The sequence below is a fragment of the bacterium genome, from assembly GCA_020444325.1.
Taxonomy (GTDB): domain Bacteria; phylum Bacteroidota; class Ignavibacteria; order SZUA-365; family SZUA-365; genus BM516.
This window is the reverse complement of the sequence record JAHLLD010000001.1, coordinates 577,501-595,110: the sequence shown is the minus strand read 5'-3', so window position 1 is coordinate 595,110 and position 17,610 is coordinate 577,501. Positions and strand designations below refer to the sequence as shown.

12 protein-coding genes are annotated in these 17,610 nt (G+C 56.8%); 1 reads left to right on the top strand and 11 read right to left on the bottom strand.

What is annotated here, in order from left to right:
- Positions 1-20: 20 nt before the first annotated feature.
- From KQI65_02410 to KQI65_02370, 9 genes are all read right to left on the bottom strand, one after another.
- Positions 21-2,117 (bottom strand): T9SS type A sorting domain-containing protein, encoded by a 2,097-nt coding sequence (locus KQI65_02410; GenBank protein MCB2203575.1) that lies wholly within the window; start codon positions 2,115-2,117, stop codon positions 21-23.
- Positions 2,118-2,254: 137 nt separating this feature from the next.
- The gene (locus KQI65_02405) at positions 2,255-2,935 is read right to left on the bottom strand and encodes a hypothetical protein (GenBank protein ID MCB2203574.1); all 681 of its coding nucleotides are present in this window, start codon (positions 2,933-2,935) and stop codon (positions 2,255-2,257) included.
- A gap of 3 nt (positions 2,936-2,938) precedes the next feature.
- Entirely contained in the window at positions 2,939-3,325 is a 387-nt protein-coding gene (locus tag KQI65_02400) for a DUF5004 domain-containing protein (GenBank protein ID MCB2203573.1), read from the bottom strand.
- 171 nt (positions 3,326-3,496) lie between these two features.
- Positions 3,497-4,195: a 16S rRNA (cytidine(1402)-2'-O)-methyltransferase gene (rsmI, locus tag KQI65_02395; protein MCB2203572.1), complete on the bottom strand. Its 699-nt coding sequence runs from the start codon at positions 4,193-4,195 to the stop codon at positions 3,497-3,499.
- 9 nt (positions 4,196-4,204) lie between these two features.
- The gene (locus KQI65_02390) at positions 4,205-5,077 is read right to left on the bottom strand and encodes a hypothetical protein (protein MCB2203571.1); all 873 of its coding nucleotides are present in this window, start codon (positions 5,075-5,077) and stop codon (positions 4,205-4,207) included.
- Positions 5,078-5,079: 2 nt separating this feature from the next.
- On the bottom strand, positions 5,080-5,904 hold the full coding sequence (locus KQI65_02385; GenBank protein ID MCB2203570.1) for a DUF4249 domain-containing protein: 825 nt from the start codon (positions 5,902-5,904) through the stop codon (positions 5,080-5,082).
- A gap of 3 nt (positions 5,905-5,907) precedes the next feature.
- The gene (locus KQI65_02380) at positions 5,908-8,157 is read right to left on the bottom strand and encodes a TonB-dependent receptor (GenBank protein MCB2203569.1); all 2,250 of its coding nucleotides are present in this window, start codon (positions 8,155-8,157) and stop codon (positions 5,908-5,910) included.
- Entirely contained in the window at positions 8,154-9,374 is a 1,221-nt protein-coding gene (gene hflX, locus KQI65_02375) for a GTPase HflX (GenBank protein ID MCB2203568.1), read from the bottom strand. Before hflX ends, KQI65_02380 begins: the two co-directional genes overlap by 4 nt.
- Before the next feature lie 321 nt (positions 9,375-9,695).
- The gene (locus KQI65_02370) at positions 9,696-11,828 is read right to left on the bottom strand and encodes a BatA domain-containing protein (protein MCB2203567.1); all 2,133 of its coding nucleotides are present in this window, start codon (positions 11,826-11,828) and stop codon (positions 9,696-9,698) included.
- Positions 11,829-12,155: 327 nt separating this feature from the next.
- On the opposite strand from KQI65_02370, the gene KQI65_02365 reads away from it, so the two are divergent.
- Entirely contained in the window at positions 12,156-14,918 is a 2,763-nt protein-coding gene (locus KQI65_02365; GenBank protein MCB2203566.1) for a carbohydrate binding domain-containing protein, read from the top strand.
- 78 nt (positions 14,919-14,996) lie between these two features.
- Here the strand turns inward: KQI65_02365 and KQI65_02360 are convergent, their stop codons facing one another.
- The gene (locus KQI65_02360; protein ID MCB2203565.1) at positions 14,997-15,551 is read right to left on the bottom strand and encodes a T9SS type A sorting domain-containing protein; all 555 of its coding nucleotides are present in this window, start codon (positions 15,549-15,551) and stop codon (positions 14,997-14,999) included.
- Complete coding sequence (locus KQI65_02355; GenBank protein MCB2203564.1) at positions 15,551-17,485, bottom strand: hypothetical protein; 1,935 nt, start codon at positions 17,483-17,485, stop codon at positions 15,551-15,553. The genes KQI65_02360 and KQI65_02355 overlap by 1 nt, the downstream gene beginning before the upstream one ends.
- Positions 17,486-17,610 lie beyond the last annotated feature (125 nt).

The window sequence follows — 17,610 nt, the reverse complement described above, 5'->3', positions numbered from 1 at the left end:
GGGAGTTTCTGTACGACGTGTTATTTCAGCAGCAACATGCGAATGTGCTGCATCGAAGCGCCTGCGGAAAGCCGCGCCGAATAGACGCCGCCCGGGAGATCCTTTGCGTCAAAGTATACGCGATGCGTTCCTGCGCCATAGTGTCCCGCGGCGATGGTCGCAACCTTGCGACCGAGCGCATCATATACGATGAGCGAAATCTCCGCAGCCGTGCTGAGAGTGAAGGGAATGGTGGTACCGGGATTGAAGGGGTTGGGGTAATTCGCGTGCAGTGTGACAGTCGAGGGACGAAGAACCGGCGTCTGCTCGACGGCGGTGAGGCTGAATCGTCCTTTGAATACGCCGCCGCCCCGGGTTCCGACGTAAATATTGTCCTGATCGTCGATGTACAATGCATACGCAACGAGATGACCGAGTTCGTCGTTGACCTCAGTCCACGTCGCACCGCCATCGGTGGATACGGCAACCCCGCCTCCGCGCGAGGCGATGAACAGGTTTCCCTTTGAATCCTCCGCGATGTCTTTCACGCCATACGTCGGTACCTGCCCGAGCATGGTCCAGCTCACGCCGTCATCAGAGGAACGGAACACGCCATTGAAATTCGTAAGCAGGAGATCGCCGTTTGCCGCTTCAATGATGGCGGTGTGGTCGTCATTGTCCCATCCCGCGCTCGGCACCTGAGTAAATGTTAACCCGCCATCGGTCGAACGAAACAGACCGTCTTTCCTGGTCCCGATGATGATGCTTCCCGCCGGCGTGACATAGCACACCTGTTTCGCGACACCCTCGATTTTACTGATCTCAGACCAGCTGTCCCCTCCGTTGGTGGAACGGAAAATGCCATCCCAGTAGCAGGCGTAGACCGTGTTGTTCGGACCGAAGCCGAAACAGTCGGCCCACGTTTCAGTGAGTGTACTGTCACCATACCGCCAGGTGACACCGTTGTCATCACTGATGGATATGACACCGGAGGCACTACCGAAGAGACGGCCGCTGCTGCTGATACCCAATGCGCGGAAATTCACACCGCTTTCCTCCGTCACGCGATGCATCCATGTGGCACCGTCATCCGTGCTGTGATACACGCCTTCGTAGGTACCCGCGAACAGGCCGGCGTCTCCGTGGACGAGCTCGATGACATCGGTGGCTGCAAGTCCGCTGTTTCTGCTTTCCCATGTGAGACCACCGTCCATGGATTCGATGACACCGTGGTTCTCCGTTGCTGCAATAATGCCACCGCGTGCCGACGGCTGCATTCTGTGGAAGGTCGCATCAGGCACCTTGGTAACTGTCTCGTAGCTGCTTCCCCTGTCGGTGGATTTGAACACAATACCTGTATTTCCACCTGCATAGAAGCTGCCATCCGCATCCGCGTACACTGTCCAGTGCCAGCCGAAGGAGAGCCCCGGGGTCCAGGTCGCTCCATGGTCCACGCTGATACTCGAAGAGCCTCTGCCTCCTGCAATTATTGTATCGCCTGGAGTGATGAAAAGTGAATTCACCCAGGAGTATTCGAGTCCCTCGCTCATCTCCGTCCAGCTGTCGCCATTGTCGATGGAACGAAACAATCCGTTCTCCGTCGCAGCATACAGCCGTCCCTCGGAATCCACGGCCAGATCGTTGACCGAGGTATTACTCAGTCCCTCATTCGATTCGCTCCATGTTTCCCCCCTGTCGGTGGACCGGTACACCCCGCTGTTGTACACTCCCCCAAACAGCGTTCCGTTTCCATCGTTGAGCAGCACCTGGATACGCGTCCAGTTGTCCAATCCCTCGGTGTGCTGCGTCCATGTCGCGCCATCATCCGTCGTGCGGTACAGCCCGTAATGCGTCCCGGCATACAGCACGCCATCAGCATCGGTTTCCAGACTGTAACAGTAGTTGTACTGAAACGCATGACTGAGTCCAGCTGTCGCGAGTTCCCAGTGCATTCCTCCATCGGTGGACCTGTATATCCCTCCATACGTCGTACCGGCATACATCACCCCGCTCTCAAGTGTAATGATGTCATTCACTTCGCCGCCGAAGGGACCGACATTCTGCCAGCTGACGGACTGGGCTGATACGATTGCTGTCGTGAATAAGGAAACGAACAGGATATGTATGAACTGTCTCATGGCTCTCCTCGAAATAGGGACGCATGGGATTGCCGGAGGGCGGAATCCCGATGCAACACGATAAATAATGTCATGTTTGACCGCTTTAAGGTCGTAGAATCCTGCATGAGATGCAAGAGTGGGGAGGAGAGGTGGGTTTACTCTTCGAGTTGCACCGCACCGCTGAGCGACGCGCGCAACTCATTGTTCGCTTCATCCAGTTCACGATAGACTTTCACCATTTGTACGAGCAGCTGATTGTATCCGGCGATAAGGTTTTTCACCTGCACCACATCGATGGAGTCCCGATGGCGCAGCGTTCCGCTGAGCATATCGATGTGATTGAAAAGGTAGGGGAGAATGTAGCGATCGATGTACATGCGAAAATATTCTTCGACCAGCTTCTTTCCCTCATAGCGTTCATAATATCCTATCAGTTTTGTCTTGAGCTCGTAATCTCTTAGAAGGGTGAAGCCATCACTGTATTTCGCTGATTCGTATGCGTTTGTTTTCGGAATAAAGAGGCTGATCTGTACCATCTGACTGACTGCAATCATGAGGGAGTCCTCTGAGATCTCACCTTGCAACAGCTTCCCCACGATGGTCTCTATTACGGAGAGGTTCCTTTCGTTCTGAGCGAGAATTGTGTCGAGCCGAACCGCATCTCCCTCAAGTTCATCCACAAAACTGCGCAGGTACTGCTGTTCACGGTCCCGGTCCTTTTCGTCCTCCCACCAGTTGTTCAGCATGAATGCGGTCGTAATACCGACGAACACGACAAGGAGTTCAATGAGGTGGTTTGCCCAGGAAATCCGGGTTTTCTTTTCGAAGCCTGCCATTTTCTACTCGATGCGTGTTTGTATCAGGGTGAATTCGGTGGCATATCCACGTGCACCTTCCCAGACCATGCGATTTCCCTCGAGATCGACGAACCAGTAGCTGTCATCTCCCTCCCCTGCATCACTGTCGATGAACAGCTCTTTGGTTTTCGGTGCGATGGACCATTTCCCGGTATTGGTTCCGACCGGGAATCCTTCGCTCATGAAAGTACCATCGTCATGGAAGGTGATGCTTCGCGTGTTTTTCGGATCATGCTCTGCCGTGACGTCCTTGCCGTTGTGCAGAACCTGTGTCATGTCCCAGCTCCCGACAATTCTCTCTTTCAACGGTGCCTCTGCTCCGCAGGCTGAAAGCAACAGGAGCAGGGCGATAATGGGGAGGTATTTCATGGCTGTTTTCTCCAAAGCATTGTCCAGAGGATTGTGTCATTGCGCGCAGCGCGGATTGAGATGTGCGTGTACTAATCACAACACACAGATGCGTGAAATCAATCCACTGCGTGCAGGCTGGGGAAGAGGACAGGTGGAAAAAAGCAGAGGACAGGTGGAAAAACGGGAAAGCTATTCCCTGCTGCCTTCGAGAACGATGACGAATTCGCCCTTCGGGGGATGCTCCTGAAAATGGGCGAGGACTTCGGAAAGGCTGCCGCGCACGGTTTCCTCAAAGCGCTTGGTGATTTCACGGGAGACCGATACGCGCCTGTCGCCCAGCATCTCGTGCAATTCCTGAAGCGTTTTCACGAGACGGTGCACGGATTCATACATGATGACCGTGCGCGTTTCGTCTTTCAATGCTTCGATGCGGCTGCGGCGCCGTTTTTTGATCGGGAGGAAGCCCTCGAAGTGGAAGCGGTCCATCTGCAGTCCACTCGCCACCAGTGCCGCGAGCGCAGCGGATGCGCCGGGGATGGGAATGACTTCGATGTCGTTCTCTACCGCGGCGGCGATGAGGAGCGCGGCGGGATCGGACACACCGGGCGTACCGGCATCCGAGACGACGGCCAGCGAGCGTGGTGCGAGCAGATGATCGATCAGCATGGGAATGCGCTGCGTTTCATTGCGCGCGTAATAGCTGATGCACTCGGTCTCGATGCCGTGATGACGCAGCAGGTTGCGGGTCGTGCGCGTGTCCTCAGCCGCGATGAGGTCCACCTCGCGCAGCAGGCGCAGCGCGCGCAGTGTGATGTCATCCATGTTGCCGATGGGAGTGGACACTACGTACAGGGTGCCGGGCCGGGGTTCAGGTCGTTCTTCAGACATGCGCATATCCTACGGAATTTCTATCCATGGTCCCAACCTCTCGTACCAGACAAACCCCGTGCCGTCTCCGTACACGTTGAAATCCGGATTGCTGCCGGTGGGACGAAAGACGGGGTGCAGTTCGTCGTCAGTGTAATGTTGCGCCTGGAGGTGCATGGCCCTGCGAGCCTCTGTCTGGACAGCATCGGAAATTTGGATACGGTATCGGAAGCGTGCAATGGTGTTTACGGGACGCCAATCGCGGAGTGTATATAGACGCATACCGTTCACCACGGTAAATGGCCAGTTGAGCCAATTGTTCACGCGGGCCCGCACATAGTCTTGCCATTGTTTCGTCGAATCAATAAAAATATCAAAGTAGATGACTACTTCACTATAATCCCGGAAATCAGGGTAGGCGTACGCGATTTCGTAGCTCGGTGTACCGTCCTGCATCGCTTCAGTGATGTTTACGGCTGGAAGCGAAACCGGCAGCTCGGGGGCGTGCAACTCGACGGGGATGCGGTGTTCTTTCCAGAAGAAGCTGAGGGTGAAATCCGTTGCTCCCCCGGTGGCTGCGTGACGCCGGGCGGACATCAGCTCACGGTCCATGGTTTCCCCGTAATACCAGCCTTTATTCTGCGGGAGTGGAATATCCTGCCCTCCGCTCTGCAGAGTGAGATCGACATTGCTGACTATCATATCTTCACCGCGGTAGGCTTTGCCCAGGGATCCGGTGCGCTGAAACCAGAAATTCGTAAACAGGGAATCGGGGGTAACGAACACGCCGCCACAGACCACGAGTTTTTCTTCCTCCTGGATCTCGTTGATATCCAGAGTCTGCTCACAGCCGGCAAAGGCGACGAGCAGCAGAAGCACGCTGAAAATATGCAGAAACTGCATAATCAATAGACAACCTCCACGGGATCTCCCCGGAATTCATACCAGACAAAACCGATGCCATCGCCGGTTACGTTGAATGGAGGGTTTTTCGATTCAGGCTCGAAAATGCCTCCACCGCTGTCCCACGACCAGCGTGTATTGCTGTAATCAGTGTACACGCCATCGCGTACGACAAGGACGTAGCGAAGGCGGGGATGCGTTTCGTTCGTACCCGTCCACACATAGCTCTCGCCGCGAAGGACGTCGCCGTCACGCTGACTGTAATCGTTGAGATCAAAATACTGGGTCTCCATCCAGGTCTGATGACGGCTGTCCCAGTGTTCGAAATAGCAGGTAACAGTACTGCGCCTGTCCGGTGTGCGCAGTGTCCACCGCGCGTGCACGTATCCGGAACTCCCTGTCTCGCTGATCTCGAGTTGATCAAACTCCGCGCTGCTCTCATCAATTATCAGTGCTGCGTTCGCTGTTTTTCCTCCCTGCCTGACGGTGAAGGAGTAGTCTTTGCTGGCATCACGCACGAACACACCCCGGTAATTGAAATCATACTGGAGGGGATAAAACCTGCTGTCGCGCGGGATATCATGCGTTATGGCTGCGTCGCGCACCTGTACGAGCGCATCGTTGATGATGGCCTTGCTGTCATTGAACGGCTCGGAGAGCGGAAGCGTACGATTCACACGCGCGTAGACGAACACCGAATCCGTGCGAAACTGAAGAAAACCGGTGACGACGAGTTTCTCTTCATGATCCGGCCAGTCGGTATCCACCGTCTGTTCACAACCTGTGAACAACATGAGCGCGAGCAGTATGGCGGCTGTGTGTTTCATGTATCAGAAGCGGAAACTGAGTCCGAAGGTCGGCAGCAGCGGGAACAGCGTGATCTGTTTCAGCTTCCAGCTGTCCGTCTGCCAGTCGTAATCGAGATAGCGCGAGAACGGATTCAGGTGATTGTACGTGTTGTAAAGATTGATGCTGGCTTTCCAGTCCCACCCGAACCACTTGAAGCCGTAACTGAAATTCAGATCGAGGCGGTGGTAGGCGGGGAGACGGTAGCCGTTGCGATCGGAATACAGCAGCTTGACACCGTCGTTGATGTCGAGCGTGTACTGCGCGACGGGAAAAGTGAACGCCTGTCCCGTACCATACACCCACACACCGGTGAATTCCCAGTTCTCCCCGAGCCGGTAGTTGAGGACGAGACTGATATCGTGTCGACGGTCGTAGCGGGGGGGAAAGGTTTTCCCGTCGTTGAGTTCCGGGAAGGTGCGGTCGGTCCATGCCAGGGTATAGCCCAGCCAGCCGGTGAAATTTCCTTTCCGCTTCTGAATGAACACTTCCGCACCGTAGCTGCGTCCGTCGCCGCCGGTCAGTTCTTCCTCGAGCGGCGCGAAGATGCTGAAGTACGCGTTGTCGCGGAACTCGAGCAGGTTATTCATGCTCTTGTAATATCCTTCGAGCGAAACGCTGTACATGCCGTCGTCGAAATCGCGGCTGGCCCCGAGTACATACTGCAGGGAATACGACGGTGGCAGACTGGAAGTGGAGGGAAACCACATGTCGGTCGGCAGGGTGATGTCATTGCGTGTGACGAGGTGGAGGAACTGGTTGGCGCCGATGAACGCCGCCTTGAGCGTCACCTCATTGTCGAATGTGTAGAAGGCCGCGAGACGCGGTTCGAAGCGGAAATAGGGTCCCCGGTCGAAATAAAATGCGCGTCCCCCGATCTGCGCCGTGAACTGCGGCGAGAGTTTCCACTCATCCTGCATGAACAGCGATACTTCCGTGCCGCGATGTGTGGGAAGGTGAGGATCGAATTCCGTGAACTCGCTGCGGTCGGAGGAAGCTTCCGAGGTGAAGGTGTGCAGGGTGTTTTCGAGTCCGAGCTTGAAGCTGTGTTCGGCGGAATGAAAGTACTCGGCTTCCACGCGCAGTGAATAGTCCAGAATGCCGGAGATGCTCTTGAAGCGCGTGTCGTCCCATTCCTGGAATTCCGAACTGAAATGGTAATCGCTGATCACCGCCGACACGTTGGTGAAGAGCTTGGAGCCGAAAATATGCGTCCATCGCAGATTGCCGGCGCTGTTTCCCCAGCTGACATTGAAATCGTCATCGTCATCGAAAGGCTCGCCCATGACGTCGCGGCCGAAAAAGCCGGAGAAGAACAGGCGATCATTATCCCCGAGACGGATATTCGTCTTCGCCACGAGGTCGTAAAAGTAGTAATTGAGCGAGGCATCATCCGACATCAGGTCGACCAGCCAGTCGAGGTACACCCGGCGACCCGAGAGCATGAAGGTAATGTCTTCGTTGATCGGACCGTCAATCGTCAGACGGGAATCGATCATGCTGATGCCGCCTGCGCCGCGAATGCGATCGCGTCCCCCTTCGCGCATCGTGACGTCAACGACCGAGGAAAGGCGTCCCCCGTACTCCGCCGGCATCGCGCCTTTTACCAGGGTGACGTTATTGATGGCGTCCGCATTGAAGGTGCTGAGGAAACCGCCAAGATGGGAGGGATTGTACAGTACCATGCGGTCGAGAAGCACGAGGTTCTGATCGGGACTGCCGCCGCGGATGTACAATCCTGAAGAAATCTCCGAGGCCGCCTGCACGCCGGGCAGCAGCTGCAGGGCGCGGAAGACGTCCACTTCACCGCCAAGGGAGGGCAGACGCAGGATCTGTTCGATGGGCACGTCGACTGAGCTGAGCCTGCGGGCTTCTGCTTCCTGCCTGGTGGCTTCGATGGAAACGGCACCGAGTTCGATAACGGAAGGCTGCAGCGAAACGAGAAGACGAATTTCATCGCTTTTCGTGATTTCGATTTCCCTTTCATCCGTTCGATATCCCACGGCCGAAATGCGCAGGGTGTAGCTGCCGGGCTGAATGCCGGCCAGTGCGAAATAGCCGTAACGGTTGGTGGCGGCGCCCTTGCCGGTGCCGGCGAGAATCACGTTCGCGCCAATGACGGCTTCCCCGCTTTCAGCCTCCTGCACTGTGCCGGAAATCACTCCCTGGCTGAAGGCAGAAGCGGGAAACAGCAGCAGTGCGAAGAAAAACAGCCGGACGAGAAGTCGTGTCATGCATTGTTCTCCGTCACACGCACCTTTCCCGCGTGTACATTCAGCAGCCGCTGTTCGGCGTCAGGCGGCAGGACACAGCGAATTTCTATATGGTCTTCCTCGTAGCGCTCATCGACGATGCGTGCGAGGCGGTGGAATTCAGCGGCGATTGCGAAGTCGGGGGGACTGATGACGAAAGTCTTTTCCCGATGCTGCTCTTCGAGCATGAGCAGCACGGCGGCTTTGAGTTCGCCGAGATTGATGCCGCGCGCCGCGGAAATGAACACCGCGTACGGGTACTCGCTCTTGAGTCCCGCCATCGCCCCGGTATTCTCCATGCGGTCGATTTTGTTGAACACCATGATGGTCGGAGTCTGCTCCGCACCGAGTTCCTTGAGCGTATCGCGCACCACCTCGATCTGCTCCTTGAATGACGGATGCGAAACATCGGCCACATGCAGGATGATGTCCGCCTCGACCACTTCATCGAGCGTACTCTTGAAACTCTCAATCAGCCTGGTAGGCAGCTTGCGGATGAAGCCGACGGTGTCGGAAAACAGCACCTCGCGTCCCTCGATGTCCACAGAGCGCACGGTCGAATCAAGCGTCGCGAACAGCTTGTCCTCCGCCAGTACATCCGCGCCGGTGAGCATGTTGAGCAGGGTGGATTTCCCGACGTTGGTATATCCCACGAGGGAAACACGTGTGGTGTCGCGGCGATTCTTTCGCTGCGTGGCACGCTGGCGATCGACGCGCGCGAGTTTGTCCTTCAAATGCGCGATACGGTCGCGCACGATTCGGCGATCGGTTTCGATCTGGGTTTCACCCGGACCCTTGGTGCCGATACCGCCGTACTGCTTTGAGAGATGCGTCCACATACGTGTGAGCCGCGGAAGCAGGTATTCGTACTGCGCGAGTTCGACCTGCGTCTTCGCCGCGTTGGTGCGCGCATGCAGGGCGAAAATATCGAGGATGAGGGAAGTGCGATCGATGACTTTGCGATTGAGCTTGCGCTCAAGGTTGCGCTGCTGCACCGGCGACAGGTCATCGTCGAAAATCACCGTCTGCACGTCGAGTTCTTCACAGCGCTCTGCGAGGAACTCCGCCTTTCCTTTGCCGATGAACATGGTGACACTGATGGCCGCGCGGTTCTGGAAAATCTTTTCCACCACCTCGGCCCCCGCGGTTTCGGTGAGCAGTTCGAGCTCCTCGAGATGTTCGTCGGTTTCAAAGCGCATCTGCGAAGGGGGACGCGAGACGCCGACAAGTATGACCCGTTCAACGCTGCGTGCGGTGTCGTACAACCGTTCGGAAGGCTTGACGTAGCTGCGTCCCTCATCTTCCGGCTCTTCATCCACCGGTTCCTCCCAGTATGGTTCATGCGCACTTTCTTCCTCGACCGGGTCATCCCCAGCCGGGTCATCCCCAGCCGGGTCATCCCCAGCCGGGTCATCCCCGGCCGGAGAGATGTCCTCTTCATAGGCCGGCGTGCGCTCGTCCTCTTCTTCCCTGTATTCCTTATCGTTTTCCTGCATGCATTACCGGATGGGGTGTTACAATTATTTTTCCATTTCGAGCTGCGCGCGCTTGACGTCGCGTGCGACCAGCATCTCGATCAGTGCGCACAGCAATGCCAGCGCGATCATGTATTTCCAGAGTTCCACACCGAAGCGCACTTCGGCCACCGCCTGCGAAACGTCGACATGGACGCCGAGTTCCATGGGCTTCTCGATGCCGAGGCGCTGGAAGAACGCGCGCTCCTGTTCCGCGTCGGCCTGAGCGAGATCGGATTCGGCCGGGTCGGTATTGACGGTGACAGAGCGCAGGATATTGTCGCCACTGTTGAGTGTGTACACCCCGGGACGATCGGGCGAAGTGATGGGGAATACGAGTCCTGACGGCAGTGATTTCGGCACGATGCGCTGCACACTGCCTTCCGCGCCGCGAAGTTCGAACAGCGCCTCACCAGCCGCACTGCTGGGGACAGTGAGTTCGGCCGTCGCGCCCATATCCATCTGGAAGGTATTGTCTTCACGAGCGGAGAGATAGTACATCGACCGGTTCAGAAGAGGAACGAAGATTCCTTTCAGCGCGAAATCGGACCAGCGCAGGGAAGGATTGACAGCATATACCAGCGCGCGACCCTCACCCACGGGAGCGTCGAGCAGAAATGCGTCGCCATTGCTGGTGTTGATGACCTGCCGCGCACGTTCATTTCCACGCAGTTTTATCGTGTAATACAGCTGTGGTGAATCGATTTGCCGTGCTTCGTCGCTTTCTTCACTGGCAAAAATGTTCGCGAACAACGGATGGTCGAAATCCACCGCGCCGAAGGTGATGAATGATGCTCCCTCTGTGAGCGATCCGGTGCTTCCCTGCGCGGCGGGGAGTCCGAGCGCGGGTAGCAGATCGTTTGACCAGGTGTCGACATTGCCGTCGGCATCCGGGAAGAGCATGACGCTGCCACCATCTCGGAGCCAGGAAGCCAGGCGCTGGATGAAGGCCGATGAAAGGTCGCGGGCACCGAGCAGGATGACAACATCGTAGCGGCTGAGATTTGCGGAGAGCAGACTGCCGCGATCGGCGGCATCGATATTGAATCCCTTCGCGATGTCGGTTTCTTCCTGCGTTGGATTCAGCGCCAGCTGAAGAATGGCAGCGTCCTTCCCCGACGCGGGTCCGAGAAGAATGTTGAGCTTCTCAGGAATATGAAATGAGAAGTAGCGGCGGTTGTCCTCGGGCAGCGCGTCGTCTTCGAGTTCGATAAAGCCCTCGATCCATCCCGCGCGGCGGGGGAGCACGGTGAAGTCCACCTGCGCTGTTCCACCGGATTGCACGCTCACTGTCTGCTGGGAAACACGCTCTCCGTCGAGGAACACCGAAACGATGGATGAACTCATATCCGACGCAGAGGCATTCCGAATCGTACCGCGTACGTCAACCGGCTTGCCGCTTTCAAATATGGCGTTGCGCACTTCGGCATCCACAACGGCGGCGTTTCCTGTCTGTTCGTCCCCCAGAGGCAGGATGAACACGCGCGTACTGCCGTCGAACAGCGCGCGCGGCGATTGTTCGGCTGAAGCAAACTGGGAGCGCTGCCGGTCGGTGATGACATAGACTTCCTTGTTGAAATTGCCGCTCTGTGCGAGCAGAGCGCTCGCGGCAGTCATCGCCTCTGCGTAATCGCCATGCGCGTACGAGACGGTCACGTCTTCGATATCTCCGCGAATGGCATTGAGCGCTGCGGTAAACGCGCGCGTCTGCTGCGGAGCGGTGGTGAGCACCAGCGCCGCATCGTCTCCCGGACGCATGAGATCAACGATCTGTAATGCCTTTTGCCGCGCCTGCTTGAGCAGCTGACCGTGTTCGTCCGACACCATCATGCTGAACGAATTGTCCATCACAATGACCACCGATGTTTTCGCGGTTGTACCGGGAAGAAAACCGAAACCCGAGCGCAGGGCGGGACGCGTGAAGGCGAGGACGACAAAGATGATGATCAGCGTACGCAGCGCGAGCAGCAGCCACTGTTTCAGCTTCAGCTTGCGGATTTTACTCCGCTGCAGCTCCTTGAGAAAACTCAGCGTGCTGAATTCAATCACCCGCGACTTCCGCAGATTCAGAAGATGCAGGATAATGGGAATTGCCGCAGCCGCCAGCGCGAGGAGATACAGGGGATTGAGAAAGGTCATGAATTTCGATCTATGGTAAAAAATTCAATTTATCGGCGAACGGCGTCGGAAGCAAGGCAGAGAGCGACCGCCTTGCGGTCGCGCCTGAGTTCCTTCGCTGATGCTCAGGAACGCGGGAGTGCCTTCGCTGGCGCTCAGGAATGCGGGAGCCTCGCTTCCTCCTTCGCTTTCGCTTTGCTCAAGCTTCGGCGGACATAGGCGCTCGGCGGCGTTCAGAGGATGATTCCATCTTTCGATCTTTCTATATTTCTATAGTCCTCAATCTGCGATCTGTTATCTGCAATCTGCAATTTGAAATCAAGAATCTGCAATCTGACGGGTGATGCGATGAGACGTGTGGTGTTTGCTTTTGTGATGCTGCTTGGCGTGAGTGGGGTGGGACTCGGGCAGACGGATTTCAGAGATCTGCATCCGCAGCCGCGGCAGGCGTATTCGCGCTTTACGAGCGCGGTGTTTGAACCGGTGGCGGGACATTCCATCTACCTTATACCGGATCGGCCACTGTACGGAGCGGCGGCGGCGTTCAATGCGTTTCTGCGAGAAAAAGGGAAGGACACGCTCGAGGTTCGGCTGTACTCGCCGGCGGATTCGTCGCAGAGCGGAATTTTCTTCGGGGTGTGCAGCGCGGAGCTGAATGCCATGCTGGCTGCGGTGGGGGATCAGTACGTGCGCGTAACACCGGCGTATCCGGGGCCGGAAGGGTATGTCATCGATGTGCTGACCTGGCGCATGCTCGTCAATGCTTCGGATGAAGCGGGGATGCGTTACGCGCTCAATACGCTGAAGCAGATGTTGTATCCGAAACCGGGGTGGTTTGGACTCGAAGGCTGTCGCATCATCGATGCGCCGGAATTTCCCGTGCGCTGGTTCTATTATCCTACGAATGTGCTGGTGGGCGATAATGTCACCGCGGCGAAAGCGCTGTGGGATGAGGCACTGTCGCATCGGCTCAACGGTGTACATCTGACGGATTCGAAGTTCACGCGACCCACGACGCTGCCAGCGCGCTATCTCGATTCGCTGGCTTCCCTGCGTGATTATGCCGCGGCACGGGAGCTGGAAATCATTCCCGGCGTCATGCCCATCGGCTACTCCAACAGTCTGCTATTCCACAATCCCAATCTGGCGTCGGGACTCCCGGTGCGGCAGCAGAAATTTGTGTTCCAGGGCGATGAGGCGGTCATCGTACCACGAACGGAGGTGGCGATGCCGAACGGGGATTTCGAGCAGCACAGTGGGGACAATTTCCCGGGCTTCACATTCATCGATCAGCCGGGAAAAATCAGCTTTGCCGATACGCAGGTGAAGCACTCCGGCACGACGTCAGTGCGCATGGAGAATTTCGCGCAGTATTCACCAGAACATGGACATGGACGCGTGTCGTACTGGACGCCAGTCACGCCTTTCACGCAGTACCATGTCAGCGCCTGGGTGAAAACCGAAGACCTGCAGCCCGCTTCGTCCATCGATTGTTTCGTTCTCAGCAATGCGGGCTACGCCCTGGCATACAATGATTTCGCCATTCCGTCGACGACGGACTGGATGCAGGTCGAATTCACCATCAACACGCTGGAAGCGGATACGGTCGGACTGTATTTCGGCACCTGGGGTGCGCAGTCGGGCCGCATGTGGTGGGATGACCTTTCCTTCGAGGAAACGGCTTTCGTCAATCTCATCCGGCGCGAAGGGGCGCCCGTGACGGTGTCACATCCCCAGCTCGCACTGGTGTACAGCGAGGGTGCGGATTTCGATACGCTGCGCGATGCGGATATGGGGAATAACCGCTACTTCGGCAATTATGACAAGTATCATACTCCACCGATGTTGCGGCGAACGGCCTCGGGACAGCTGAGGGAAGGCGACACGGTACTGGTGTCGTGGTATCATGCCGTGGTGATCAACGAGGGACAGGTGATGTCCACCATGTCGCATCCGGAAGTCTATGAGATACTCGATCGTGAATTTCGCGTGCTCGACAGCGTGCTGCAGGCGGACCGCTATTTCATGCAGCATGATGAAATCCGCACCATGAACTGGGATGCAGGCGACCAGGCGCGCGGCATCTCGCCCGCCGAAATTCTCGCGGACAACGTTCAGCGCTGCGAGGCCATCATTCAGAAGCATCACCCCGGCGCCGATGTTTGGGTGTGGACCGACATGTTCGACCCCTATCACAACGCGGTCGAAGGACCGTACTATCTCGTGCACGGCGACCTGCGCGGCAGCGCGGATCAGATACCGACATCGATTGGCATGGTCAACTGGAACGGACGCGAGGGTATCGTGCAGAACAGTCTCGGCTTCTTTTCGGACCATGGCTTTCGGCAGATTTCCGCACCGTTTTACGATCAGGATGCCTCGCAGATTCGCCGCTGGAAGGAATGGACGCGCGATGTCCCGAATTTCCATGGCATGATGTACACCACCTGGCAGCGGAATTACGACTATCTCGAGGCTTTCGGCGATTATGCCTGGAATCATGCCCCGTACATCTATCACACGCCCACCTGGGGACTCAATCCCGGTCAGCAGGTGCTGATGTGGACGCAGGTCGAAGGCGATCCATGGGATGACGACTGGGAACTGCAGCAATGCACGCTGCATAAACGCCATCATCCCGGCGATCCCTTTACCGAAATCACCATTCCCGCGGTCGCCGGAGAGCTTACCGAGCACTGGGTAAGCATTCCGCCGTCGGCCACGTGGATGCAATGGTATGTCACTGCGACGGACAACAGGGGCTGGACGACGCGCATTCCCTTTGCGGACACATTGTATTATGAGGTCGGCGATCTCGCGACGAGTATCGGCGCAGTGGAAGCGGCGGCTGCGCAGTTCTGCACTGTGTACCCTCAGCCCGCACGCATCGGGGAAGAAGTGACGCTGCAATGGCACACTCCAGCAAACGAAAACGTGCAGTTCGAACTGTACGATCTGCTCGGCAGGCTTCAGCAGCGGTGGACGCTCGCGCCGTCCGGCGAGGGGCTGCGCAGCATGCGCGTGCGATTGCCGCAGCTTTCTCGTGGCATCTATCTCGGCGTTCTTCGCAGCAGATCGGGCAGCACGTCGCAACGGATTGCAGTGCAGTAAGGTTCAGGGTCATGCCACAGAAAACGCCGGAGAGCATGTGCTTCTCCGGCGTTCTCCACAACGAGATTCCAGCAGGTGCTACTTCATCAGCACCATACGTTTCGTCAGCTGTCCATGTTCGTTTTGCAGCCGGTAGATATACACACCACTCTGCAGCGCTGCCGCATTGTAGTCGAGCTGATAATCACCCGGATTCTGATACTCGGAAACGAGCACGTCGATGCGTTCTCCGAGCAGGTTGTACACAGACAGTTCCACCGTGCCACCGCGCTCGAGTGAATAGCGAATGGTGGTGGAGGGGTTGAAGGGATTGGGATAGTTCTGGTACAGGCGCATGACCATGGGAATGGTTGCCGACGGTACCGCAGTGCCTGTCAGCTTGTCGCAGAACATGCATTCGGCGCCTGACGATGCCTCGTAGTTCGCGGAGGCTGAGGTATGGTGCACCGCCGCCTGTCCAACAATACTGTGAGATGCCAGGTTGTTTGAACTGCCGTCTGCCCGTCCTCCTCCGTTATCGAACACATCGGCGACCAGCACGTAATTGCTGCTCGACTGCGCAGCCACCAGAGCGGGCAGCAGCAGCAGAACAGGGAGCAGCAGCAGCGGCAGGGAATTTGCGAAGCGCTTCATTACCGTACCTCCCCTGGGAGCGTAGCTCCCGTGTCGTAACTCTCGAGACGTTCGTTTTCATAATTGCGCCGCTTGGCATTCACTTCCCAGTCGAAGGTGGCATTCGATGAACCTTTCATCAGCTCTCGCACGATGAAGTAGTCGTCACCCTTCTCGGCCACATACAGTCCGTTGCATTCCGCGGTTGGCGTGAGGCGGACATGAATGGGATGGTCATCATCGATGTATGCTGTCTCAAGAAAGACCGGATCGAGTTCGACGCGAATCTCGCCGTTTTTGAGCTTCCCGAAGCCGCGGTCATTGAACCATACCTCGGTCGCCTCTTCCGCGTACATCTTGCGCACGCCATACGACTTTGTCGTCACGATGGCATTCTTCGCGCCGGTGAACAGCGAATTTCCGTTTGGATCGATATGTGCGACCCAGGGATTCGATAGGTTGGTGGGATCTTTGATCGTGAAGCCTTCGAGGGGATTGATGTCGAGAAAGTTTCCGTTCTCGAGATACATGCTCAATCCCGAGTAGAATATCGGCGGGGTGATGAATTCGATGAATCCGTCGTGATTGATATTGAGAATGGGATTCCCGAGGGAATCGAGGACATGGAGACTGTTGAAGTATCCTTCACCATCCGAGTCGATCCATGCCTGCCGTTCGGGATTCCCCGGCGTGTAGACCTCGAAATAGGGGGTCGTGACGCCATCACCCTTGATGAGTGTAGTGTCGTTTTTCGTGGGATTCTGTTTGTTGGGTGTAAGATAGAACTCACGCTGATAGTGATACGATCCCGAACTGTCGAAGCGAAACAGGGGGAGTCCCGTGACCGGATGGAACACTTCGATTGCCGGAGTCTTGATTTCCTTTCCTGTCACCGTTGTGGTGTCAGACTTCGTGGGATCGCTGGGATTGAAGGTGATGTACCGCTCAGGCATGCGATGCACTGATCCGGAAGAATCGAATTCCACGACCTTGTTCATGTCATAGAGTCCCGTCACGTCCGGGTCAATGATATGCAGGCTGCGCGCATAGATTTCTCCGGTGGAATCGATGCGCAGAGCGCTGCGCGCACTGTCGGCACCGCCAACGGTGATGCCGCGTTTGAAATGCTCATTTCCTTCATGAAGCGACGTACCGGTGACTTCGAGATAATCGATGATTAGCGTATCACTGGCGCCCGTACCGGGATCTCCTTTCGGTCCCTTGCAATCATTGACATCCACAACGCCGTCACCGTTGGTGTCTTCCGCGGCATCCTTCATCCCGTTCCCGTTGGTGTCCCAGCAATTGATGCCGTCTTTTCCGTCTTTCCCATCCTTACCATTCGCACCCGGTGCGCCTGCGGGACCCTTGCAGTCTGCGGCATCCCATGAGCCGTCACCATTCGTGTCTTCGGCAGGATCCATGATGCCATTCCCGTTGGCGTCCCAGCAGTTGAGTCCGTCTTTCCCGTTCGTGCCGGCGGGACCAGCCGGTCCGGCGGGACCCTGGGGTCCGGGAGGCAGGGGCTGCTTGAGCGAGTCCGCATACAGCGCGACCAGGGCCACCGGTGAGGGGAAAATCGGAATGATGGGATCGAGGGTCTCGCCGTCTACCGTCAGCCGCAGGGCAACGCGTTTCTGAAATATCAGCGGAGGCAGCGGATTTCCTGTGGTGTCGACTGTACCGATGGCGTGTTCAAAAATGCCATCATTGACCTGCAGTCCCATTGCCGTCTCGGAAAACAGAACCGTCATCGGGGATGTATCGGTGTCCAGCAGTTCGAACATGACGTCGCGCGTACCGTTGATCTTATTGCCGCTGGCATCCGTCAGGCAGCCCTGATAGTGGAATGCCCGCTGCACCGGGGGCGACGGCTGCTGACTGCGTGCGGGGTATGTAAGCAGAGCCGTCATGCCGAGCAGCAGCATGACGGAAACAAGGAAACGATGTTTCATGAGTGTTCCTCCAATGATACAACTGGATCATTCGTGCCGCGCTTATCGCGGTGATCCGGGAATTGCTTCATGCTTCGAGGGCTTGCGCACAGGTGTTCCGCTCACATGCAGATCAGGTATCTGTC